This is a genomic window from Streptomyces monomycini (genome assembly GCF_022271435.1).
In the GTDB taxonomy this organism is placed as follows: Bacteria; Actinomycetota; Actinomycetes; order Streptomycetales; family Streptomycetaceae; genus Streptomyces; species Streptomyces monomycini.
Map to the genome: position 1 here is coordinate 17,636 of NZ_JAFIQY010000004.1, position 23,246 is coordinate 40,881.

Annotated in this window: 19 protein-coding genes; 7 read left to right on the forward strand and 12 right to left on the reverse strand. The window is 72.9% G+C overall.

What is annotated here, in order from left to right:
* The first annotated feature begins 364 nt into the window (after positions 1-364).
* From JXZ78_RS06500 to JXZ78_RS06515, 4 genes are all read left to right on the forward strand, one after another.
* Complete coding sequence (locus JXZ78_RS06500; protein WP_238782713.1) at positions 365-538, forward strand: hypothetical protein; 174 nt, start codon at positions 365-367, stop codon at positions 536-538.
* Positions 539-618: 80 nt separating this feature from the next.
* Positions 619-1,143 carry a GNAT family N-acetyltransferase gene (locus JXZ78_RS06505; protein ID WP_030018783.1) on the forward strand — a complete coding sequence of 175 codons (525 nt, stop codon included), beginning with the start codon at positions 619-621 and terminating at the stop codon, positions 1,141-1,143.
* Between the two features lie 196 nt (positions 1,144-1,339).
* A complete protein-coding gene (locus tag JXZ78_RS06510) occupies positions 1,340-2,383 on the forward strand; it encodes a CopD family protein (RefSeq protein ID WP_078624064.1) in 1,044 nt (347 codons plus the stop codon).
* A 56-nt stretch (positions 2,384-2,439) separates the two neighbouring features.
* A complete protein-coding gene (locus tag JXZ78_RS06515) occupies positions 2,440-2,814 on the forward strand; it encodes an MmcQ/YjbR family DNA-binding protein (protein ID WP_030018785.1) in 375 nt (124 codons plus the stop codon).
* A 71-nt stretch (positions 2,815-2,885) separates the two neighbouring features.
* On the opposite strand, the gene JXZ78_RS06520 is transcribed toward JXZ78_RS06515, so the two are convergent.
* Positions 2,886-4,634 carry an AMP-binding protein gene (locus JXZ78_RS06520; RefSeq protein WP_030018786.1) on the reverse strand — a complete coding sequence of 583 codons (1,749 nt, stop codon included), beginning with the start codon at positions 4,632-4,634 and terminating at the stop codon, positions 2,886-2,888.
* Positions 4,631-6,370 carry an AMP-binding protein gene (locus JXZ78_RS06525; RefSeq protein WP_050502217.1) on the reverse strand — a complete coding sequence of 580 codons (1,740 nt, stop codon included), beginning with the start codon at positions 6,368-6,370 and terminating at the stop codon, positions 4,631-4,633. The genes JXZ78_RS06520 and JXZ78_RS06525 overlap by 4 nt, the downstream gene beginning before the upstream one ends.
* A 177-nt stretch (positions 6,371-6,547) precedes the next feature.
* On the opposite strand from JXZ78_RS06525, the gene JXZ78_RS06530 reads away from it, so the two are divergent.
* Positions 6,548-7,432, forward strand: a complete 885-nt coding sequence (locus tag JXZ78_RS06530) for a helix-turn-helix transcriptional regulator (protein ID WP_030018788.1) — start codon at positions 6,548-6,550, stop codon at positions 7,430-7,432.
* Between the two features lie 19 nt (positions 7,433-7,451).
* On the opposite strand, the gene JXZ78_RS06535 is transcribed toward JXZ78_RS06530, so the two are convergent.
* Positions 7,452-7,847: a MerR family transcriptional regulator gene (locus JXZ78_RS06535; protein WP_033037297.1), complete on the reverse strand. Its 396-nt coding sequence runs from the start codon at positions 7,845-7,847 to the stop codon at positions 7,452-7,454.
* Between the two features lie 124 nt (positions 7,848-7,971).
* Here JXZ78_RS06535 and JXZ78_RS06540 point away from each other — a divergent pair, with 124 nt between their 5' ends.
* Positions 7,972-8,895, forward strand: coding sequence for an alpha/beta hydrolase (locus JXZ78_RS06540; protein ID WP_078624065.1), 924 nt, complete (start codon positions 7,972-7,974; stop codon positions 8,893-8,895).
* 97 nt (positions 8,896-8,992) lie between these two features.
* On the opposite strand, the gene JXZ78_RS06545 is transcribed toward JXZ78_RS06540, so the two are convergent.
* From JXZ78_RS06545 to mgtA, 4 genes are all read right to left on the reverse strand, one after another.
* Positions 8,993-9,340, reverse strand: a complete 348-nt coding sequence (locus tag JXZ78_RS06545; RefSeq protein ID WP_030018791.1) for a PRC-barrel domain-containing protein — start codon at positions 9,338-9,340, stop codon at positions 8,993-8,995.
* Between the two features lie 149 nt (positions 9,341-9,489).
* The gene (locus tag JXZ78_RS06550; protein ID WP_030018792.1) at positions 9,490-10,701 is read right to left on the reverse strand and encodes a GNAT family N-acetyltransferase; all 1,212 of its coding nucleotides are present in this window, start codon (positions 10,699-10,701) and stop codon (positions 9,490-9,492) included.
* 33 nt (positions 10,702-10,734) lie between these two features.
* Positions 10,735-11,613: an MgtC/SapB family protein gene (locus JXZ78_RS06555; protein ID WP_050502218.1), complete on the reverse strand. Its 879-nt coding sequence runs from the start codon at positions 11,611-11,613 to the stop codon at positions 10,735-10,737.
* Between the two features lie 69 nt (positions 11,614-11,682).
* On the reverse strand, positions 11,683-14,418 hold the full coding sequence (gene mgtA, locus JXZ78_RS06560) for a magnesium-translocating P-type ATPase (RefSeq protein WP_030018794.1): 2,736 nt from the start codon (positions 14,416-14,418) through the stop codon (positions 11,683-11,685).
* A gap of 631 nt (positions 14,419-15,049) precedes the next feature.
* Between mgtA and JXZ78_RS06565 the strand changes: the two genes are divergently transcribed.
* Positions 15,050-16,048, forward strand: a complete 999-nt coding sequence (locus tag JXZ78_RS06565; protein ID WP_030018795.1) for an endonuclease/exonuclease/phosphatase family protein — start codon at positions 15,050-15,052, stop codon at positions 16,046-16,048.
* A gap of 102 nt (positions 16,049-16,150) precedes the next feature.
* Here JXZ78_RS06565 and JXZ78_RS06570 read toward each other — a convergent pair whose 3' ends face one another.
* The 5 genes from JXZ78_RS06570 to JXZ78_RS06590 all read right to left on the reverse strand — a co-directional run bounded on the left by JXZ78_RS06570 (position 16,151) and on the right by JXZ78_RS06590 (position 23,007).
* Entirely contained in the window at positions 16,151-17,425 is a 1,275-nt protein-coding gene (locus tag JXZ78_RS06570) for an XdhC family protein (RefSeq protein ID WP_030018796.1), read from the reverse strand.
* A gap of 34 nt (positions 17,426-17,459) precedes the next feature.
* Positions 17,460-18,917 (reverse strand): NCS2 family permease, encoded by a 1,458-nt coding sequence (locus JXZ78_RS06575; protein ID WP_030018797.1) that lies wholly within the window; start codon positions 18,915-18,917, stop codon positions 17,460-17,462.
* A 168-nt stretch (positions 18,918-19,085) separates the two neighbouring features.
* Positions 19,086-21,470 (reverse strand): xanthine dehydrogenase family protein molybdopterin-binding subunit, encoded by a 2,385-nt coding sequence (locus JXZ78_RS06580; RefSeq protein WP_030018798.1) that lies wholly within the window; start codon positions 21,468-21,470, stop codon positions 19,086-19,088.
* A gap of 2 nt (positions 21,471-21,472) precedes the next feature.
* Positions 21,473-22,129 carry a (2Fe-2S)-binding protein gene (locus JXZ78_RS06585; RefSeq protein WP_030018799.1) on the reverse strand — a complete coding sequence of 219 codons (657 nt, stop codon included), beginning with the start codon at positions 22,127-22,129 and terminating at the stop codon, positions 21,473-21,475.
* Complete coding sequence (locus JXZ78_RS06590) at positions 22,120-23,007, reverse strand: FAD binding domain-containing protein (RefSeq protein ID WP_030018800.1); 888 nt, start codon at positions 23,005-23,007, stop codon at positions 22,120-22,122. Before JXZ78_RS06590 ends, JXZ78_RS06585 begins: the two co-directional genes overlap by 10 nt.
* Between the last annotated feature and the right edge of the window lie 239 nt (positions 23,008-23,246).

The following is a 23,246-nucleotide window of genomic DNA, read 5'->3' on the forward strand; positions in this document are numbered from 1 at the left end:
CATCGCGTGCACGGCGAGCCCCGAGTCCGTTTCTCGGAGCCGACGCGGACGGTAGAGTCGCGTACGTGAGCAGCGAACGCGCGACCGGGCCGGCGGGCTTCAAGTAGCCCGCCAGGAAACACCTGGCGGTCGTTACCGACGGAGTCCCGTGGCACGTACCGCTCATCACTTTCCCCGTACCCGAAGCCGTCATACGGACGCCCGCCTGCCGGACGGCGCCTGGCATTCCGTGGTCGTCCGCGATCTCCGGTACAGCGCCCGCAGCTTGGTCGCATCGGCGCGCGAGCCCGGGAAACCTCGGCCGTTCGCCGTGCGCCGCCAGGTGGACGTCTATGCGTTCCCCCGGCATCAGCGGGACCGTTCCGTGGCCCGGTGGTCCGCCGTGGAGGAACGCCGGGCGCGTCAGCGTCTGCGGGCTCAGACCGGAATGCTGCTGCGCCGGGTGAACTCCGCCGGCGAGGAAAGCGCGCTCGACCTCGCGGACACGGTGGACGTGCTGCCGGCGCGCCATCGGCGGAGTTCGCTCTGGCTCGCCTAGGGAAGCCCCAGGGCGTTACTGAGCGGCCGAGCACCCGGAATTGGGCTGCCCTGCGCCAAGGCATCTGCGACGGTACTCCCATGAACGTCATCGAGACCCGCCCCGTCATCCGCGCGGCCCTACCCCGCGATCTTCCCGGGCTGCGGGACGTCGAGCGTGCGGCCGGGGAGGCGTTCCGTGCCGTGGGCATGGGCCCGATCGCCGACGACGAGCCGCCGTCGCTGCCGGAGTTGGCGCGCTACCAGGAGGCGGGGCGGGCGCTGGTCGCCTGTGCCGGGGCTGCACCGGGCGACGCGCCGCTCGCGTATCTGCTCTGGGAGCCGGTCGACGGCTGCGCGCACATCGAGCAGGTGTCGGTCCACCCGGACGGCGCGCGTCGCGGGCTCGGCCGGGCGCTCATCGAGCGCGCCCAGCAGGACAGCGGGCTGCCGGTCACCCTGACCACCTTCGCGGACGTGCCGTGGAACGCCCCGTACTACGCCCGGCTCGGCTTCCGCGTCCTGGACGACGCCGACCTCACCCGGGGCCTGCGCGAGATCCGTCGCCGGGAGGCGGAGCTGGGACTGGACCGGTGGGAGCGGGTCTGTATGCGGCGGGACGGCTGACGCGGACGGCGGGGCGGACGGCGGAGGGGGACGGACTGCGGGGGACGGCGGGACGGACGGCGGGGGGCGGCGTAACAGCTGGCACGGACGGCCCGCGCGGGCCCCGCACTGCCGGGGAAGCGCCGGTGGCCTGGTTGCGTGACCCGCCGGCGCCCTCCTGTTGCCCGGCGCTTCGGCCGCCGGGGACCATCGCGGGATGCATCCACGTCAACCGGCCTCTCCGCCCACCCCCGAGCCCGTCGCGACGGGCGTCGGCAACGGCGATGCGTCCAGCGCGGACCGGACGGTCACGCACCTCTCCCCCGCGCGGCGGGTCTGTGCCCTCGCCGCGGCCGGCTGCGTCGTCGTTCTCGTGCCGCTGCTCGGTACGGGACTCGTGGTCGACGAGTCGTACGAGATCCGATTACCCGGGGACGGGGCCACCGCCCTGCTGCGGGCGGTGCTGCTGGCCGCGCTGTGCGTGCAGGTCGGCGAGCTGGCCGGGGCGCGGCTCGCGCGGGGTGTGCGGGGCGTGCCGGCCGGGTTGCCGCGGGGCTGGTCGAAGCGGGCCGCGTGGGTGGGAGTGGCGGCGGCCGTGGGGCAGTTGCTGCTGGTCGCGGGGAGCGGGTCGCCTTTGGCGGGGTTGTCGGGGCCGGCTCTGGTCGACGCGTACGCCACGCGTCCCGGCCTGCTGGCCCTCCTGGAGGCCAACGCCTTTCTGCTCGCCGCCCTGTGTGCCGCTTCCAGCCGCCCGGGGTGGGCCGGCGTTCCGCTGGCCGCCGTCGTCTTCGGCGAGGCGCTGCGGGCCCACCCCGAGACGGACACGCCGGAGATCGGCGTCGCGCTCACCCTCGTCCACCTGACGTCGACGGCGCTGTGGGCGGGCGGCCTGCTGCACGTACTGCGGACCCGGTGGCGCTGGCGGCACGACGCGGCGGCGGGGCGGGAGCTGCTGCTGCGGTATGCCCGGCCGGCGGCGCTGCTGTTCGCCGCGATCACGGTGACCGGCGTGTGCAGCACCCTGCGCCGGCTGCCGCTCGCGGAGACGTTCAGCACGGCGTACGGGCGTGTCCTGCTGGCCAAACTCGTGCTCGTCCTGGTGGTGAGCGGGCTGGCGCTGGTCGCCCGCAGGCGGTTGCGGCGGGAGGTGGCGCTGCCGGGGGCGGCGACCGGACCGGCCCGCGCGGAGGTGGCGGCGCTGGCCGCGGTGGTGCTGGTTTCCGCCGTTCTGACCGCCGTACCGCTGCCGCCCGCGCCGTGAGGCCGTGTCGGCACCGCACCGGAACCGCCGTGCCCCTCACGCGCGATAATGGCCGCATGTTCGATGCGAAGCGGCTACGGGCCGTCTGCCTGGGCTTCAACGGGGCGGTCGAGGAGTTTCCGTTCCCCGGGAACCAGGAGGTGTGCACCTTCAAGGTCGGCGGGAAGATCTTCGCGTTGAGCAGCCTGGACGCCGGGCCGCTGAGTGTGAGCCTGAAGTGCGACCCGGACCTGGCGGAGCGACTGCGGGCCGCGCACCCCGAGATCGTGCCGGGCTACCACCTCAACAAGCGGCACTGGAACACCGTCTCGCTGACGGGTGCGCTGGAGGACCGGCTGGTCCTGGACATGGTCGAGGACTCGTACGACCTCGTCGTCTCGCGGCTGCCGCGTGCGCAGCAGCTCGTACTGGACTGGCCGGGCCGCGCCTGATCCCGGGGCGCGCGGCCCGGCCGTGCCCATCGCTGCGTCTGACCGCAGCGTCTGAGCGCTGCGTCTGACCGCTACGTCTGAGCCGCTTCGACGGGACCGGACGGTTCCGGAGCGGCGGCCCGTCCGGCCGCGCCTTCCGGTTCCGGCGTCAGCCGCGCCGCCAGCCGCTCCCGCAGTTCGACCTTCCTGACCTTGCCGCTGACGGTCATCGGGAAGGCGTCGAGGACGTGCACGTACCGCGGCACCTTGTAGTGCGCCAGGCGGGAGCGGCAGAAGCGGGCCAGCTCGTCACGGGTGAGCCCGTCCGCGGTGTCGCGCAGGATGACGCAGGCGGCGATCTCCTCGCCGTACTTGGCGTCCGGGACGCCGACCACCTGTACGTCCGCGATCTTGGGGTGGGTGTAGAGGAACTCCTCGATCTCGCGCGGGTAGACGTTCTCCCCGCCCCGGATGATCATGTCCTTGATCCGGCCGACGATCCGCAGGTACCCGTCGTCGTTCATCACCGCGAGATCGCCGGTGTGCATCCAGCGCTCCGCGTCGATCGCCTCGTCGGTGCGCTCCGGCTCCTCCCAGTAGCCCAGCATCACGCTGTAGCCGCGGGTGCACAGTTCGCCCGGCTCACCGCGCCGTACGGTCGCGCCGGTCGCCGGGTCCACCACCTTGACCTCGATGTGCGGCAGCACCCGCCCCACCGTGCCGGTCCGGTGCGCCAGGTCGTCGTCGCGCCGGGTCTGGGTGGAGACCGGGGAGGTCTCGGTCATGCCGTAGCAGATGGAGACCTCGGCCATGTGCATCTCGGAGACGACCCGCCGCATCACCTCCTCGGGGCACGGCGAGCCCGCCATGATGCCGGTGCGCAGCGACGACAGGTCGTACGTGGCGAAGTCCGGGTGGTCCAGCTCGGCGATGAACATCGTCGGTACGCCGTACAGGGAGGTGCAGCGTTCCTCCTGGACGGCCCGCAGGGTGGCCGCCGCGTCGAAGGCGGGGGCCGGGATGACGATGCAGGCGCCGTGCGTGGTGGCGCCGAGGTTGCCCATGACCATGCCGAAGCAGTGGTAGAAGGGCACCGGCAGGCAGACCCGGTCGTGCTCGGTGTAGCCGACCGTCTCACCCACCCAGAAGCCGTTGTTGAGGATGTTGTGGTGGGAGAGGGTGGCGCCCTTGGGGAAGCCGGTCGTGCCGGAGGTGTACTGGATGTTGACCGGGTCGTGCGGCGACAGCTCCTTGGCGCAGGCGGCCAGCTTCGCCTGCGGCACCGCGGCGCCGGCCGCCAGCAGGCCGTCCCAGGTAGGGTCGTCGATGTAGACCACGTCGCGCAGGGCCCGGCTCTCGGCCCGTACCTGCTCGATCATCCGCCGGTAGTCGCTGCTCTTGTGGGCGACGGCGGAGACCAGCACGCTCATCCCGGCCTGCTTGAGCACATACGCCAGTTCGTGCACACGGTAGGCGGGATTGATGTTGACCATGACGGCGCCGATGCGGGCGGTGGCGTACTGCACCAGCACCCACTCGGGACAGTTGGGTGCCCAGATGCCGACCCGGTCGCCCTTGCGGACGCCCTTGGCCAGCAGTCCGAGCGCGACCTCGTCCACCGCCCGGCCCAGCTCCGCGTAGGTCCAGCGGCGCCCGCCCGCCACGTCGACCAGCGCCTCGCGGTCGCCGAACCGGCCGATCGCGCGGTCCAGGTCGGCGCCGATGGTGCGGTCGAGCAGCGGCCGGCCGGTCTCGCCCCGTGTGTACGCCTCCCGGCGGTGCTCCGCGCCGCTCTCCCGTGGTCCCGGCGGGTGGCTCGGCGGCCTGCTCATGTCGGTCATCGGTGGTCTTCCTCTCGGTACTCGGCGGCGCCGCCGCCCTCTTCGGCGGTGCGCTCGCGCAGTTCCACACGGCGGATCTTGCCCGAGACCGTCTTGGGCAGGTCGGCGAACTCCAGCCGCCGCACCCGCTTGTACGGGGCGAGCACCGCGCGGGAGTGCGCGAAGAGCTCCGCCGCGGTCTCCGGGCCAGGCTCCCAGCCGGCCGCCAGCACCACGTACGCCTTGGGCACGGCCAGCCGTACGGGGTCGGGCGCGGGCACCACGGCGGCCTCGGCGACCGCTTCGTGCTCCAGCAGTGCGCTCTCCAGCTCGAAGGGTGAGACCTTGTAGTCACTGCATTTGAAGACGTCGTCCCGCCGGCCGACATAAGTGACATAACCGTCGGCGTCGCGCGAACCGATGTCGCCGGTGCGGTAGTAGCCGCCGGCCATCGCCTCGGCGGTGCGCTCCGGGTCGCCGTGGTAGCCGGTGGTCAGGCCGACCGGCCGGGCCGACAGGTCCAGGGCGATCTCGCCCTCGTCGGCGGGCCGGCCGGTGACCGGGTCCAGCAGGACGACCTCGAAACCGGGGGTGGGGCGGCCCATGGAGCCCGGTTTGAGGGGCTGGCCCGGGGTGTTGGCGACCTGGACGGCGGTCTCGGTCTGTCCGAAGCCGTCGCGGATGGTGACGCCCCAGGCCTCCCGTACCCGTTCGATGATCTCCGGATTGAGCGGTTCGCCGGCCGCGACGATCTCGCGCGGCGGGTTCTTCAGCGCCGTCAGGTCGGCCTGGATGAGCATCCGCCACACGGTCGGCGGTGCGCAGAAGCTGGTGACGCCGGCCCGGTCCATCTCGGCCATCAGCCGGGCCGCGTCGAAGCGGGTGTAGTTGTGCAGGAAGACGGTGGCTTCGGCGTTCCAGGGGGCGAAGAGATTGGACCAGGCGTGCTTGGCCCAACCGGGTGAGGAGATGTTCAGGTGGACGTCGCCGGGCTTCAGGCCGATCCAGTACATCGTCGCCAAGTGGCCGACGGGGTAGGACGTGTGGGTGTGCTCGACGAGCTTGGGGCGGGCCGTGGTGCCGGAGGTGAAGTAGAGCATCAGGGGGTCGTCGGCGCGGGTGGGCCCTGTGGGCTCGTACGTCTCGGGGGCGCTGTACGCGTCCTCGTAGGCGAGCCAGCCCGCGGCGGCCGTCGCGGCGTCCCCGCCGACCGCGATGCGGGTGTAGTCGCCGGGTACGGCCGCGAACTTGCCGGTGTCCGCCGCCCGTACGAGAACGTGCCGGGCCCGGCCGCGTCCGACGCGGTCGGCCAGGTCGAGCGGGCCGAGCAGCGGGGTGGCGGGGATGACGACGGCCCGCAGCTTCATCGCGGCGAGGGCGGTCTCCCACAGCTCGGCCTGGTTGCCGAGCATGACCACGATCCGGTCGCCGGCGCGTACGCCCTGTGCGGCCAGCCAGTTGGCGGCCCGGTTGGAGACGCGGCGCAGCTCGTCGAAGGTGCGGCGGGTGTGGGTGCCGTCCTCCTCGACGAGGTGCAGGGCGGTACGGCCGTTGCCGTCGGCGATCCGGTCGAACCAGTCCAGCGCCCAGTTGAAGTGCGCGGGGCGGGGCCAGGTGAAGCCCCCGCGGGCGGCGTCGTAGTCCTCGCGGTGGCGGAGGAGGAAGTCCCGCGCCGCGCGGAACTCCGCGGTGGGGTCGGGGGCGCCGCCGGGGCCGGGGGTGGGGGCGCCGGCGCCCGTGCGGCTCGCCGCATCCACCGCTTTCGTCACTTCCGTATCAGGAGCAACCTCCCCCATACCGTCCGTACCACCCGTCGCACCTGTCGTTCCCGTGTCCGCCATGTGTCCTCCTCATTGCCGCACCGCCTACCGCCATCGTGTAATCAGTGACGCAGGTCTCACCACCCCCGAACGGGGGGAAGCGGAGGTTTCGGCGTGCGGGTCGAATCGGAGTGCGGCGGGTCCGCCGACGTACGGGCGGCGCTGTCGCGGCTGCGGCGGACGAGCGGGCTGCCGGTGGCGTTCGGCGGACTGCGGTACGGCACCGGCCGCTACCGCATCAGCGAGCTGACGGGCGCCAGGACCGCCGCACTGCACGGCCTGGCCGTCCGGCACGGCAACGGCCTCGGCGGCAAGGCGGCCGTGCTCACCCGCCCCTTCGCGGTGACCGACTACCACGCGTCCGCCGTCATCAGCCACGAGTACGACGCCGCCGTGGCGGCCGAGGGGCTGTGTTCCGTGCTCGCGGTGCCGGTCGTCGTACGGCGGCGGGTGCGCGGGGTGCTGTACGGGGCGCTGCGCCGTCCCGTACAGCTCGGCGACCGCTCGCTGTCCGCCGCGATGGAAGCCGCCCGCGAACTGGAACAGGCCCTGCTGCTCCAGGACGAGGCGCAGCGGCTGCTGTCGGTCGCCCGGCAGCCCGCGGCGGCCGACCCGGCGGCCTGGGAGGAGGTCCGGGAGGCACACGGCGACCTGCGGGCCCTGGCGCAGCGCGTCGCGGACCCGGTGCTGCGGCACGAGATGCTGGCGGCGTGCGGTCGGCTGGCGGCGGCGTCCGCTCCCGGGCGGGGCCGGACGGACGACGGACACGGCCGGACGGACGACGGGCGCGGCCGGGCGGACGGCACGGTGCTGGCTCCGCGCGAGGTGGACGTCCTGGCGTGCGTGGCTTCCGGCGCGACCAACGCGATGACGGCGGAACGCCTGGGCCTGCGCCCGGAGACGGTCAAGAGCTACCTCCGGTCCGCGATGCGCAAGCTGGGCGTGCACTCGCGGCTCCAGGCGGTGGTGGCGGCACGGCGGGCGGGGCTGCTGCCGTGAGCCGGGTGGGCCGGGCCGTTCAGCCTCGCCCCCGCGCGGCCTCGGACCGGCGGACCCGCATGCCCCGTACCGTCTCCAGATAGCCGGCGATCGCGTCCCGGTTGCGGGTCAGGCAGTCGATGCGCCGGGTCAGCTGATCGTGCTCATGTTCCAGAACGTCCGTCATCTCCGGCGTCAGATCGTCGAAGTGGATGCTTGGGGGCCCGTCCAGGCAGGGCAGGATCTGCCGGATGATCCGGGTCGGCAGCCCGGCGTCGAGCAGTCCCTTGATCTGTAGCACGCGGCCCACGTGCGCCTCCTCGTACGCACGGTAGCCGTTGCCGCACCGTCCGGGCGTGAGCAGCCGCTGTTCCTCGTAGTAGCGCAGCAGACGCCGGGAGGTGCCGGTGCGCTCTGCCAACTCTCCGATCCGCATGCGCTTGAGCCTACGACTCCGCTTCCGGCCCCTCCGCTTGACCTTCCCATCAATGTGAAGGCCGGAGACTCGCGGGGCGGCCGGGACGCGGCCGCGGTGCGACTGCGCAGGAGGAGGACCAGTCATGGTCACGATCGATGTTCCCGCCTTCTACCGGGATTGGGCGGCTCGCAGCGGCGACGTCATCGACGCCGCCGCCGGGCGGGGGCCCGACAGCCTGGACGACGCCCGGCTCGCCTACCGGCGGTTCTTCCAGGACTGCTTTCCGGCGCCGGACGGAGTGACGTTCACCCCGGTGGACGCCGACGGGGTGGCCGCCGAGTCGGCGGTCCCCGCGGCCGCCGTCCCCGGACGGCACCTGGTCTACCTACACGGCGGTGCCTACCTCGTCGGCGACCCGCGGGGCTACCGTGGCCTGACCGGCGAACTCGCCCGGCGGCTGCGCGCCCGCGTCCTGGTGCCGGACTACCGGCCGGCGCCCGAGGCGGTCTTCCCCGCCGCCGTCGACGACGCCGTCACGGCCTACCGCTGGCTGCTGGAACAGGGTGCCGCGCCCGAGAACGTGGTGTTCGCCGGCGACTCGGCCGGCGGTGCGATGGCGGTCAGCGTCCTGGTCGCGGCCCGCGACCAGGGGCTTCCCCTCCCGGCCGCCTCGATCGCCGTCTCGCCCTGGGCCAACCTCGAACACACGGGGGCGACGATGTTCACCCTCGACGGCGTCGATCCGTCCGTCAGCCGCGCGGGGCTGCGCCGTGCCGCGGACGTCTTCCTGGGCAGCGCCCCGCCGAGCAGCCCGCTGGCCTCCCCCGTCTTCGCCGACACCCGCGGGCTGCCGCCGGTCCTGATCCAGGTCGGCGGTCACGAGGTCATGCTCAGCGATGCCGTCCGGCTGGCCGCCAAGCTGGCCGAGGACGCGGTGGCCGTCCGTCTGGACGTCGCGCCGGGGATGGGACACGTGTGGCATCTGCTCGCCGGTCACCTGCCCGCCGCGGACCGGGCCGTCGCCGATGCCGTGGCCTTCGCCGAGGCACATCTGCCGGCCGCTTGAGCGTGTCACGGCAGGCGGGAAGGGGGCAGGGCACGACACGGCCGAGGACGGGCCCGGGAGCCCCGTCCTCGGCCGCGGAAGGTCAGGCCGCGCCGGTCTACTTGTGGTGCGGCTGGTAGTACGAGCCGAGCTGCTGGTGGTAGTCCGGGTTGTTCAGGTGCTTCTCCTTGTCGAACTCCGGCGAGTTCTTGATCTCTTCCTTGGTGCGGGAGACGTAGATCTTGCGCTCGGCGGTGTCCACGGACGCGATGACGCCGGCCGGCAGCAGGACGTGCTTGCCGAAGATCCAGACTCCGGTGTCGACCACGATCCAGGCGGAGCCCACCTCGTCGGAGTGCTTGTCGACCTTGCCGATACCGCCGTCCGTGGCCTCGACCTTGTAGCCCGCGAGGTCCGTGCCGGCCGTGTGGCCGGCGCCGGCCGGGTAGCCCCAGATGTCGGTCATGGAACGCTCCTTCGCACGATCGGGACTCGGAACACGGCGCCGGGTGCCCGGCCGCGCGGCACCCAAACGGCGGAGTGCGGCACGGTGCTCCGCTTCCGGCCACCGCGCGCCCCCAGCGGTCCTCAGCGGTCCTCAGCCGTCCTCGCCCCTCAGGTGCCTTCCCCGGCGAGCGGCAGGTGCTCCGTCTCCAGCGCGGCGTCCAGCATCCGGGCCGCGCCGGGCGTGTGCTCCTCGGCCAGCCCGGCCTGGACCAATCGCCGCACCAGGACGCCGCCGAGGTAGCAGGCCGACAGGTCCCGTACGTCCAGGGCCAGGTCGGCCGGGTCGCCGGTGGGCCCGTAGGCGGCGCCGGACGGGCCCGCCGTCAGCCGGAAGCGGCCGGCGTTGGCGGGCAGGGTGGCGTCGCGCACGTCCAGTACGAGATCGACGGGCGCGGCCCAGGAGCGGGCGGTCAGCGCCCGTTCCGCGTCCACCAGCCGGAGCCACATCGCGGGCCACTGGCCGGTGACGCGCACCTGGTCGCGGTCGGCGGCGAAGTGCAGCAGCGGATCGTCGGGGGCGACCGCCCAGGCCTGCACCTTGCGCGTCAGGTCGATGGAGGCGAGGTAGGACCAGAGGGCGGCGGCCGCCGGCGCGTCGTCCGCCTCCAGTTCGTCCACGGTGACGGTGCCCTTCTCCCCCACCCGGTAGACGACGTATCCGGCGGCGGGAGCGTCCTTGTCGCCGAGGACGACGACGCGCGGCGGACCGTCCTTCGCGTCGTCACCGGCCTCGTCGTCGGTGCGCGCCGCGCGCCGCCACCACGCCTCGTCGCGGGAGAGCCGTCCGCCGCGCCGCGCCCGGCCCGTCTCGTACAGCGGCGCGAGGACGGTGAAGGTGTCCGCCGGGGCGATCAGCCGCAGCGGGCGCGGGTCGGGCGTGACGCGCAGGGCCAGGGGCCGGGTGGTGTTGATCTCGACGGCGTACGCCTCGGTGGCGGGGCCGAAGCCGAAGCGGCCGTAAATCGCCTCCTCCGACGCCCACAGGCAGGCCAGCGGCCGGTGGCCGGCGGCGCAGCGGCCCAGCAGCTCCCCCATCATGGCTGTCAGCACACCGCGCCGCCGGTGGGTGGGCGCGACCGAGACGAAGTCCAGCTCGGCCACGGGCAGTTCGCCGCCCGGCACGGAGAGGCCCAGGCGGTGCGCCGCGGCGAAGCCGACGATCTCCTCGTGGTCGTAGGCGCCCACCCGCTCGCAGTTCAGCAGCAGTTCACGCTGGCGCTTGCGGGTGGCGTCGCCGGCCGTCACATGGAAGGCGAGGTGCGCGAGGTCGAGTGCCCGGTCGACGTGAGCTTCAGGGATGTCCCGTATGTCCGTGGTCACCTGAGGGACGGTAACGCCGGGCCCCGCGCGCCGTCACCCGCTTTTACGCGACGGGCCGCCGGGCCCGGCCGGTCCGCCCGGCCCCGAGAAGAAGTCCCGCACCCGGTGGCGGCGCCCGTGCTGCCCGCGGTCGCCGTAGTCCGCACCGTACGGCTCGCCGTAGTCGCCCTCGCCGCCGTCCGGGTTGTTCAGCACGGTCCAGCTCACGGCCGACACCGCGGGCTCCAGCGACAGCCGGCTGACCGCCTCTTCGAGGAGGCTGTCGTCGCGCCGCTCGGTGGTCAGCTCGGCGGCGACGGTGACCTTCGGCGGCGTCCCGTCGTCCGGCCGGGCGGCGCCGTCGTCGCGGCTGTGCACCGCCCGCAGCCGGAAGCCGGACCGGGTGACGGCCTGCACGACCAGCGTCCTGATGTGCGCCTCCTCGGTTTCCAGGCACACCGCCTCGAAGTAGTAGTCGGTCGCGACCTCCGCGCCGCCGCCCGGCTCCCGGTCCATCCGCCGGCCGAGCGGCCGCAGCACCAGGTTCGCGCCGACCACCCCGGCCGTGCCGAGCGCCGCGACCACGTACAGGCCGGTGCCCGCCAGAGCGCCGACCGCGGCCGAGCACCACAGCGTGGCCGCGGTGTTCAGGCCGCGTACGTTCAGTCCGTCGCGCATGATGACACCGGCGCCGAGGAAGCCGATGCCGGAGACGATCTGCGCGGCGACCCGCGATCCGTCGTAGCCGGTGGTGCTGGTCGCGGCCGCGAAGCCGTACTGGGACAGCAGGACGAACAGCGCGGCACCGGCGGCGACCAGCGCGTTGGTGCGCAGCCCCGCCATCCGGGCGCGCCACTGCCGTTCCAGGCCGATGACCGCGCCGAACCCCAGGCCGGCGGCGATGTTGCCGGCCAGCTGCCACTCGTTCACCATGATCCGCGCTCCTCCTCGATGCGCCGGTGCGGGGCCGCCCGGAGACGGCCCCCTTTCTCCATCGGCGGCTCACAGCCAGGTGTTGAACCGGCGGATGTACCAGGCCTTCACGCCCTGGGTCAGCAGGCAGTACGCCAGCAGCGTCCCGGCCAGCCACGGGAAGTAGCCCAGCGGCAGCGCCGTCAGGCCGAGCGCCGGGGCCAGCGGCGAGAACGGCAGGCCGATGCCGAACGCCATGACCAGGGCCGTCATCATCAGCACCGGCCAGGTGGCCCGGGACCGCACGAACGGGATCTTGCGGGTGCGCAGCATGTGCACCACGAGCGTCTGCGTCAGCAGCCCCTCGACGAACCACCCGGACTGGAACAGCGCCTGGTGCGCCGCGCTGTCCGCCCCGAAGACGTGCCACATCAGCAGGAAGGTGGTGATGTCGAAGACCGAGCTGGTCGGGCCGAGGACGAGCATGAACCGCCCGATGCCCCGGGCGTCCCAGGTCCGCGGCTTGCGCACGTACTCCTCGTCCATCCGGTCCCAGGGCGTGGCGAGCTGCGAGATGTCGTAGCAGAGGTTCTGTACGAGCAGCTGGGTGGCGAGCATCGGCTGGAACGGCAGGAAGGCGGAGGCGGCCAGTACCGAGAAGACGTTCCCGAAGTTGGAGGAAGCCGTCATCTTGATGTACTTGATGGTGTTGCCGAAGGTCCGGCGGCCCTGGAGGACGCCCTGTCCGAGGACGGTCAGGTCCTTCTCCAGCAGGATGATGTCGGCGGACTCCTTGGCGATGTCCACGGCGGTGTCCACCGAGACGCCGACGTCCGCCTCGCGCAGCGCCGCGGCGTCGTTGATGCCGTCGCCGAGGAAGCCGACGGTGTGCCCGGCGCCCTGGAGCGCGCGGACGATCCGGGCCTTCTGTACGGGGTTGACCTTGGCGAACACGGTCGTCGTGCGGACCAGGGCGGCCAGCTCCGGCTCGTCGAGCAGATCGAGGTAGGGGCCGGTGACGACGGTGCCCGCCTCGATACCGACGTCGGCGCACACCCGCGCCGCGACCAGCTCGTTGTCGCCGGTGACGACCTTGACGGCGATACCGCTGCCGGCCAGGGCCCGCAGGGCCTCGGCGGCGTCCCGCTTCGGCGGGTCGAGGAAGGCGAGGAAGCCGCGCAGGGTCAGCCCTTTCTCATCGGCGACGCCGTACGTCTCGCGGGTGGCGGGCAGCGTGCGGGTCGCCACCGCCAGGACCCGCAGGCCCTGCCGGTTGTGGTTCTCGGCGGTCAGGGCGACCTGCCGGCGCAGTACGTCCGTCAGCTCCACCCGCCGGCCGCCGTCGCCGAGATGGGTGCACAGCGCCAGGACCTCCTCCACGGCGCCCTTGGTGACGAGGAGGTGTTCGGTGGCCGGCCCGTCGAGGCCGTCGCGCCGCAGCACCACCGACATCCGGCGCCGCGCGAAGTCGAAGGGGACCTCGTCGACCAGCGTGAACCGCGCGTCGACGACCACCTCCTCGGCCTCGTGCATCCGGTCGACAACGGCCTGGTCCATGAGATTGCGCAGCCCCGTCTGGAAGTGGCTGTTGAGGTAGGCGTACTCCAGCACCTCGCCGTCCTCGTGGCCGTGTACGTCGAGGTAGCGGTCCAGGACGACACGGTCCTCGGTCAGCGTGCCGGTCTTGTCCGTGCACAGCACGTCCATCGCGCCGAGGTTCTGGATGGCGTTCAGGCGCTTGACGACGACCTTGCGCTTCGCCATGGCGACCGCGCCGCGCGCCAGGTTGGTGGTGACCACCATCGGCAGCATCTCGGGCGTCAGGCCCACCGCGACCGCCACCGCGAAGGTGACCGCCTCGGCCCAGTCGCCCTTGGTGAGGCCATTGACGGCGAACACCAGCGGCACCATCACCAGCATGAAACGGATCAGCAGGAAGCTGACCTTCTTCACCCCGGCGTCGAAGCTGGTCTCCGGGCGCTCGCCCGCCAGCGAACCGGCCATCGACCCGAAGTAGGTGTCCCGCCCGGTGGCGACAACCACGCCGGTCGCGGTGCCGGAGGTGACGGAGGTGCCCGCCAGCGCCAGGTTGTCCGCCTCCACCGGGTCGGCGGTCGCATGCTGACCACGGTCCTCGGCCCGGGTGTCGGCCTTGGCGACGGGCAGCGACTCGCCGGTGAGCGCGGCCTGGGCGACCATGAGGTCCTTGGCCGACAGCAGCCGCAGGTCGGCCGGTACGAGGTCACCGGCGGCCAGCACGACGACATCGCCGCGCACGACGTCCGCCACCGGTACCTCCACGGTGGCCGGAGCCTGCGTACGGGCGGCCCTGCGCTGTACGGCGGTGGTCGTGGTGACCAGGGCGCGCAGCGCGGCGGCCTCGCTGCCCGAGCGGTACTCCTGCCAGAACCGCAGCAGTGCACTGATCAGCACCATCGCGCCGAGGATCGGGATCTTGGGGTCGAAGGGCTCCTCGTCGGCGGCCTGGAGCCACTGCACGTACATGACGGCGGCCAGGCCCGTGAGCACGAGGATGAACGGGTTCCAGAACGCCTTCGCCAGCTGCACGTACCAGCGCGGCGGACGCTCGTGCGCGACGACGTTGGGGCCGTCGCGCTCCAGGCGGGCCTCGGCGTTCTCCTGGAGCAGACCGTCGCGTCCGGCGCGCAGGTCCTGGAGGACCCGGGACGCCGGGCGCGTGCTGATCGCGGCCAGGTTCTCGCCGACGGCGCGGGTACGGGCCGCCAGCTCGGCGGCCTTCCGCTCCCGGCGGCGCGGGCGGTGGCCCGGCGGAGCGAGCTTCTCGGGGGTGAGCAGGTCGGTCATGGCAGAACCTCCCTCCGTACAGGGGCGCGGCGGCATCGGGTCAGGACGGCATGAAGGCATGACGGCATGACCCGGTGGCGCGGGGCCCCGGCACAGGGAATTTCGGTTATCGGTGAAGTGACATCACGGGAAAGGGAAAAGAACGCACGCTGAAAAGCACCTCGGCGCAGTCGTCCGCATTTCCGCATGGCGCGTTGCGTGCGGCACACGGAAAAGGGCACGGAAATGCGGGAAGCGGAGAAGAAACGGCCGGGGGGCAACGCACGCCGGCAGCCGCCGTCATCGCCGCGCACGGCGGTTCCGGGGCGGGCGCCCGGCAGTTCTCAGCGGTAGGGGCACACAGCGTGGCGGCGCACCGGGCCCCTGCGGGGCGCCGGTGTCAGCTCACGGGAAGTCAGGCGAAATCAGCAGTCAGCACACTGCAACGCTGCGGCAAGGACTTCCTTCGGGACTCATCCCGATCACCTCCTTGCTCGCGCGGACACAAACCCGGGCGCCGTGCGTTCCGGCACCCTCACCACCGCATAATGCCATACCCGGCCCGCCGGCCTCTCCCCCTTTCGGCCAAGAATTCTTCAAGCGCCGGTGTGATTCACCTCGCACCCGCCCTCCGGTACGGCATCATCGTCCTATGGCGACGGGAAATGCCACGGCCGCTGCGACCGGCACGGCACCGCGACGGCGGCGGGCGGCCACGGTCGTCGCGGGCGCCCTCCTCCTCGTCGCCACCGTCCCCCTCGTCTTCCGCGCCGCCGGTTCGGACGGCGTGACGCCCGTACCGCAGCTGCTCGCCTTCCTGCCCTGGCTGCTGGTGCCCGCCGGGCTCGCCCTGGCGCTGTCCTTCGCGGCGCGCTGGCGGCCGGGCCTGTTCTGGGCCGCCGCCGTGCTGATCGGCCTGACGGCGTTCGTCCGGCCGTACGGCGACGACGCCCACGCGTCACACGGTGCGCCCCTCACCCGCCTCCGCGTCCTCACCGCGAACCTCGAATTCGGCCGCGCCACGGACGGGCTGCTGGCCGCGCTGCGGCGGGAGCGCCCCGACCTCGTAGCGGTCCAGGAGTGCGATCCGGAGCGCTGCACCACGGCCCTGGACTCCCCCGCCGTCCGCGCGGCCTACCCTTTCCGCCTGCTCGCCGGGTACGGCGCGTCCGAGGGTTCCGCCGTACTGAGCCGGTTCCCGTTGCGACCGGACGGCGCGGTGGCGGGCGAACTCGCCATGCCCCGCGCGGCCGTCACCGTCTCCGGCCACCGCCTGCGCTTCCAGGTGGCCCACCCCATGCCTCCGCTGCCCGCTTCCCTGGCTACCTGGCGCACCGAACTCGGCCGTCTCCGCGACCTGGCGTCCGCCCGCGGCCCCGAACCTCTCCTCATCGCGGGCGACTTCAACTCCTCCCAGGACCACGCCGCCTTCCGGGCCGTCCTGGACACCGGCCTGCACGACAGCGCCCGGCGGGCCGGCCGCCCCCGCACCCCGTCCTGGCCCGCCCGCACCACTCCCGTACTGGGCGCCCAGATCGACCACGTCCTGGTCAGCGAAGCCCTGTGCCCCCGCGCGGCCCGCTTCCTGGACCTGCCGGACACGGACCACCGGGCGCTGGTGGTGGACCTGGAGCTGCACGCGACGCGCTGAGGTCTCTCCCCCTCAGCCCTCCACCACGTCCCACTGCCGGGCGTCATAGTCGCACTCGGCTCCGGGAACCGTGCCGTGCGCGCCGTCGTCCGCTCCGCCCCCTCACGCCACCGAAGCCGGCCCTATGCGGTCCAGGGGCGCGGGGTGGTCGTGATGGATAGGCGTGTGGGCGCCCGTCAGAGGGGTGCCGGTGCCGCCGCGGCGGTTGGCGACGATCTCGGCGGCGATGGACAGCGCCGTCTCCTCGGGGGTGCGGGCGCCCAGGTCGAGGCCGATGGGTGAGCGCAGGCGGTTGAGTTCGAGTTCGGTCAGGCCGATGGCGCGGAGGCGGGCGAGGCGGTCCAGGTGGGTGCGGCGGGAGCCCATGGCGCCGACGTAGGCGACGGGCAGGCGCAGGGCGCGTTCCAGGAGGGGGACGTCGAACTTGGCGTCGTGGGTGAGGACGCACAGGGCCGCGCGGGCGTCGAGTTCCTGGGTTTCGAGGTAGCGGTGCGGCCAGTCGACGACGATCTCGTCCGCGTCGGGGAAGCGGGCGCGGGTGGCGAAGACGGGGCGGGCGTCGCAGACGGTCACGTGGTGTCCGAGGAACTTCCCGGCCCGTACGAGGGCGGCGGCGAAGTCGATGGCGCCGAAGACGATCATGCGGGGGGCGGGGACGGAGGCCTCCACGAGGAGGCGGACGGGTTCGCCGCAGCGGGAGCCGTCGGCGCCGATCTCGACGGTGGCGGTGCGGCCCGCGTCCAGCAGGGCGCGGGTCTCGTGGGCGGCGGTGCGGTCCAGGTCCGGGTGGCCGCCAAGGGTGCCGGTCACGCTGCCGTCGGGGCGTACGAGCAGGGCGCCGCCCAGGAGGCGGGTCGGGCCGCCGGCAACCCGGGCCACCGCCGCCGCTTCGCCCGCGGCCGCGGCGGCCAGGGCTGCGGTGAGGGTGGCGGTCCGGCCCGTACCGTCCTCCGTACGGGCCGGACCGCCGTCCTCCGGCGCGCCCGGTGCACCCGGTGCGCCCGGTGCGCCCGGTGCACCCGGCGCGCCCAGTACACCCGGTGCACCCGGTGCCTCCGCGTCGTACGGCCGTACCGGAGTGACGAGGATGTCGAGGACGCCGCCGCAGGTCAGGCCGACCGCGAAGGCGTCCTCGTCGCTGTAGCCGAAGCGCTCCACCACCGTTTCCCCGGTGCGCAGCGCTTCCTGGCACAACGCGTAGACCGCCCCCTCCACACATCCGCCGGAGACCGACCCGATCGCCGTGCCGTCGCGGTCGACGGCCAGTGCGGCGCCGGGCTGGCGGGGTGCGCTGCCGCTGGTGGCCACGACGGTGGCCACGGCGAAGGGGCGTCCCTGCCGGGCCCACCGGTGCAGCTCGTCGGCGATGTCCAGCATGTCGGTCTCCTTACGGGTGGGTGCTGAGCAGGCGTTACTTGACGCCCAGCCAGTTCTCGATCGGGTGCAGCGAGAAGTAGACGAGGAAGATCACAGCGAGTACCCACATGAAGGCGCCGACCTCCCGCCACTTGCCCTGCGCGGTCTTGATGGCGGTGTAGGCGACGACGCCCGCGCCGACGCCCGCGGTGATGTTGTACGTGAAGGGCATCAGCGCCACGGTGAGGAACACCGGGACGGCCACCGATCGGTCGCTCCAGTCCACGTGCTTGGCGGCGCCCATCATCATCGAGCCGATGACGACCAGGGCGGCCGCGGCGACCTGGGCGGGCACGAGCTGGGTGAGCGGGGTGAAGAAGAGGCAGGCCGCGAAGAACAGGCCGGTGACGACCGAGGACAGGCCGGTACGGGCGCCTTCGCCGACGCCGCTGGCCGACTCGATGAACACGGTCTGGCCGGACGCGCCCGCGACACCGCCGATCGCGCCGCCCGCGCCGTCGACGAACAGCGCCTTGGACAGGCCCGGCATCCGGCCCTTGTCGTCGGCGAGCCGGGCCTCCGTACCGACGCCGATGATGGTGGCCATGGCGTCGAAGAAGCCGGCCAGCACCAGGGTGAAGACGATCATGCCGACGGTGATCGCGCCGATCTGGTCCCAGCCGCCGAACTCGACGTGCCCGAAGAGCCCGAAGTCGGGCGCGGCCACCGCGCTGCCGTGCAGCTCGGGCGAGGTGCCGCCCCAGTCCTTGTCGGTCAGGCCGCCGAGGCTGGTGGCGAGCACGGACAGGATCGTGCCGACGACGATGCCGATGAGGATGGCGCCGGGGACGTGGCGGGCCTGGAGCATGAAGATCAGCAGCAGCGTGACGGCGAAGAAGAGGACCGGCCAGCCGGAGAGTTCGCCGGTCAGGCCGAGCTGTACGGGGCCGCCGGTGCCCTTGCCGACGAAGCCGGCCTTCACCAGGCCGAGCAGGGCCACGAACATCCCGATGCCCATGGTGATGGCGTGCTTGAGGGCCAGCGGGATGGCGTTCATGATCATCTCGCGGAGGCCGGTGACCACCAGGAGCATGATCACGACGCCGTACAGCACACACATGCCCATGGCCTGCGGCCACGTCATGTACGGGACGACCTGCGAGGTCAGCGCCGCGGAAACGTTCAGCCCGGCAGCGAGGGCCAGCGGCACCTTGCCGACGAAGCCCATCAGCAGGGTGCAGGCCGCCGCGGCGAGCGCCGTGGCGGTGACCACCCCGGCGCCGGACAGGGTGGTCTTCTCGACGTCCGGCGTCGCCAGGATGAGGGGGTTGAGCAGGAGGATGTAACACATCGCCATGAAGGTGGTGATGCCGCCGCGCACCTCGCGCGCGACCGTCGACCCTCTGTCGGATATGTGGAAGTAACGGTCGAGCCAGGACCGGCCGGCGGGCTGCCGCGAGCCGGCGCCCGCGTCTTCCGCCGTGGTCGGTGGCTCCAGGAACTGCTGGGTCATGGTGCCTTACTCCCAAGGTTCATAGGGGCCCTCGCGTCACGCGCGCACCGCGCCGCGAGATTTGGGATGGAACATCGGCTGCACGACCCGGGGGACGGCCCAGGCGCCTGCGGCGGGGCAGCCGTACGGCGGTGACCGGCACCGCGTACGGCTGTCCCGCCGGAGCGGCTATGTACCGGTGAGGTGCTCCGGACGGACCGGAGTCCTGTTCAGTTCGAGCCCGGTCGCGTTCCGGATCGCCGCGAGGACGGCCGGGGTGGACGACAGGGTGGGGGCCTCGCCGATGCCGCGCAGCCCGTACGGGGCGTGCTCGTCGGCGAGTTCGAGCACGTCGACCGGGATGGTCGGCGTGTCGAGGATGGTGGGGATCAGATAGTCCGTGAAGGAGGGGTTGCGCACCTTGGCAGTCTTCGGGTCGACGATGATCTCCTCCATCACCGCCACGCCGAGGCCCTGCGTCGTACCGCCCTGGATCTGGCCGACGACGGAGAGCGGGTTGAGCGCCTTGCCGACGTCCTGGGCGCAGGCCAGTTCGATGACCTTGACCAGGCCGAGTCCGGTGTCCACCTCGACGACCGCGCGGTGCGCGGCGAAGGAGTACTGGACGTGGCCGTTGCCCTGGCCGGTGCGCAGGTCGAACGGCTCGGTGGGGCGGTGCCGCCATTCGCGTTCGAGGTCGATGGCCTCGTCCTCCAGGACGTCCACGAGGTCGGCGAGCACCTCGCCGCCGTCGGTGACGACCTTGCCGCCCTCCAGGACGAGTTCGGCGGTGGCCCACGCCGGGTGGTGGGTGCCGAACTTGCGGCGGCCCAGCTCCAGGACCTGCTCGCGCACGTTCTCGCAGGTGTTCTTCACCGCGCCGCCGGTGACATAGGTCTGCCGGGAGGCGGAGGTGGAGCCCGCCGAGCCGACCTGGGTGTCCGCCGGATGGATGGTGACCTGCTCGACGCCCAGCTCGGTACGGGCGATCTGCGCGTGGACGGTGATGCCGCCCTGGCCGACCTCCGCCATCGCGGTGTGCACGGTCGCGACCGGTTCGCCGCCGACGACCTCCATCCGGACGCGGGCGGTGGAGTAGTCGTCGAAGCCCTCGGAGAAGCCGACGTTCTTGATGCCGACGGCGTAGCCGACGCCGCGTACGACGTCCTCGCCGTGCGTGGTGTTGGACAGTCCGCCGGGCAGCGCGCGGACGTCGGCGCCCTCGGTGGTCTCCCACTGGTGCTCCGGCGGCAGCGGCATCGCCTTGACGCGGCGGAGCAGCTCGGCGACCGGCGCCGGGGAGTCGACCTCCTGGCCCGTCGGCAGCAGGCTGCCCTGTTCCATGGCGTTGAGCTGCCGGAACTCGACCGGGTCCAGGCCCAGCTTCGCGGCGAGCTTGTCCATCTGCGCCTCGTACGCGAAGCACGCCTGGACGGCGCCGAAGCCGCGCATGGCGCCGCAGGGCGGGTTGTTCGAGTACAGGGCGATGGCCTCGATGTCCACGTCCTCGACGACGTACGGGCCGACGGCGAGGGAGGAGGCGTTGCCGACGACGGCCGGGGAGGCGGACGCGTAGGCGCCGCCGTCCAGCACGATGCGGCACTTGAGGTGGGTGAGCTTGCCGTCCTTGGTGGCGCCGTGCTCGTACCAGAGCTTGGCGGGGTGCCGGTGGACGTGCCCGAAGAACGACTCGAACCGGTTGTAGACGATCTTCACGGGCTTGCCGGTGCGCAGCGCGAGCAGGCAGGCGTGGATCTGCATCGACAGGTCCTCGCGGCCGCCGAACGCGCCGCCGACGCCGGAGAGCGTCATCCGGACCTTGTCCTCGGGCAGGCCGAGGACCGGCGCGATCTGGCGCAGGTCGGAGTGGAGCCACTGGGTGGCCACGTACAGGTCGACGCCGCCGTCCTCGCCGGGCACCGCGAGGCCGGACTCCGGGCCGAGGAACGCCTGGTCCTGCATGCCGAAGACGTACTCGCCGGTGACGATCACGTCGGCGCGGCGGGCCGCGGCCTCCGCGTCGCCGCGCACGATCGGCTGGCGGTGCACGATGTTCGGGTGCGGTACGTGTTCGACGTGGTGATCGTCGCGGTGCTCGTGGACCAGTGGGGCGCCCTCGCGGGTCGCCGACTCCTCGTCGGTGACCAGCGGCAGCTCGGCGTACTCGATCCGGATCTTGGCGGCGGCGCGGCGGGCGGTCTCCGGGTGGTCGGCCGCGACCAGCGCGACCGGCTCGCCGTGGTGGCGGACCTTGCCGTGCGCCAGGACGGGCGTGTCCTGGATCTCCAGGCCGTAGTTCTTCACGTCCGTGGGCAGGTCGTCGTAGGTGAGGACCGCGTAGACGCCGGACTGGGCGAGCGCCTCGGAGGTGTCGATGGAGACGATCTCGGCGTGCGCGACGGTGGAGCGCAGGGTGAAGCCCCACAGCATGTCCTCGTGCCACATGTCCGAGGAGTACGCGAACTCGCCGGTCACCTTGAGGGTGCCGTCCGGGCGGAGCGTGGAGGCGCCGATGCCCGCGTCGGTCGTGCCGCCCTGGGTGAGGTGGGTGGGTGTGCGGGTGACTCCGCTCATGGTCAGGCCCTCGTTCCGGTGGTCCGCGCGTCGCCGCGGGCGGCGGCGAGCCGGACCGCGTCGAGGATCTTCTCGTAGCCCGTGCAGCGGCACAGGTTGCCGGACAGCGCCTCGCGGATGTCCGCGTCGGACGGCTGGGCGTTGCGCTCCAGCAGTTCGTCGGCGGCGACCAGCAGGCCGGGTGTGCAGAAGCCGCACTGCACGGCGCCCGCGTCGATGAACGCCTGCTGGATCGGCGCGAGCCCGGCCTGCTCCCCCGTCCGGCCGCCGGCGCCGGGCGGCTTGGCCTGCCAGCGCCGCGCCGCGTCCAGGCTCGTACCGGCCGCCGTGCCGGACGCCGCCGTAGCTGCCGCCGAACCGGCCGCCGTGCCGCAGGCGCCGGTGGCGCATCCGCCGTGCCGCACGCGCTGCTCGGCGAAGTCCGCCAGCCCTTCGACGGTGACGACCTCGCGGCCCTCGGCCTGACCGGCCGCGACCAGGCAGGAGCACACCGGCACGCCGTCCAGACGGACCGTGCAGGAGCCGCATTCGCCCTGCTCACAGGCGTTCTTCGAGCCGGGCAGGCCCATCCGCTCGCGCAGCACGTACAGCAGGCTCTCGCCCTCCCATACGTCGTCGGCCTGCTGCTCGCGGCCGTTGACGGTGAACTTCACGCGCACTGGGCGCTCCTCTCGTTGCCGCGGTAGGACTCCCAGGTCCAGCCGAGGGTGCGGCGCGCCATGATCCCCACCGCGTGGCGCCGGTATTTCGCGCTGCCGCGCACGTCGTCGATCGGATTGCAGGCGCCGGCCGCCAGCTCGGCGAACTGTTTCGCCACGGACGGCGGTACGGGCCGTCCCGACTCCCAGCAGCCGCCCTCCTCCAGCGCCGCCGCCAGGAACTCCTCGGCGGCCCTGGCACGTACGGGGGTGGGCGCGGCCGAGCCGATGCCGGTCCGTACCGTCCGGGTGCGCGGGTGCAGCGCGAGGCCGAAGGCGCACACCGCGATGACCATCGCGTTGCGCGTGCCGACCTTGGAGAACTGCTGCGGGCCGTCCGCCTTCGGCAGGTGCACCGCGCGGATCAGCTCGTCCGGCTCCAGCGCGTTGCGCTTGACGCCGAGGTAGAAGGCGTCGATGGGGATCATGCGGCGGCCGCGGACCGACTCGGCCTCGACCTCGCCGCCGGAGGCGAGCAGCGCCGGGTGCGCGTCGCCCGCCGGTGAGGCGGTGCCCAGGTTGCCGCCGACGCCGCCGCGGTTGCGGATCTGCGGGGAGGCCACGGTGTGCGAGGCGAGCGCCAGGCCGGGCAGCTCGGTGCGCAGGTGCTCCATGATCTGCGTGTACGGCACGGACGCGCCCAGCCGTACGGTCTCCTCGCCCACCTCCCACTCCCGCAGGTCGTCCACGCGGTTCAGGTCGAGCAGGTACTCCGGGCGGCGGTGGTCGAAGTTGATCTCGACCATCACGTCGGTGCCGCCCGCGATCGGCACAGCGGTGGGGTGCTCGGCCTTGGCGGCGAGCGCCTCCTCCCAGCTGGCGGGCCGAAGGAAGTCCATACGGGGCTCTCTTCCACGAAACTTCGGTGCGGCGGGGCGCCGGGCCGTCCAGGCACCGGCTCCGCTCGCAAATCAGGTCGTCCGCTGCCCGGGGCGAGGACGTTCGGCCCTCGCGTCCGCCGGGCTGTTCATGTCGTGTTCACGCGGTGGGGCCCAGTGAACGCGCCGGGCACCCGCCGGGTGCAGTCACCGAAACCATGAAGCGGTTGGCTGGCCACGGCGCATGTCTTGTAGATTCG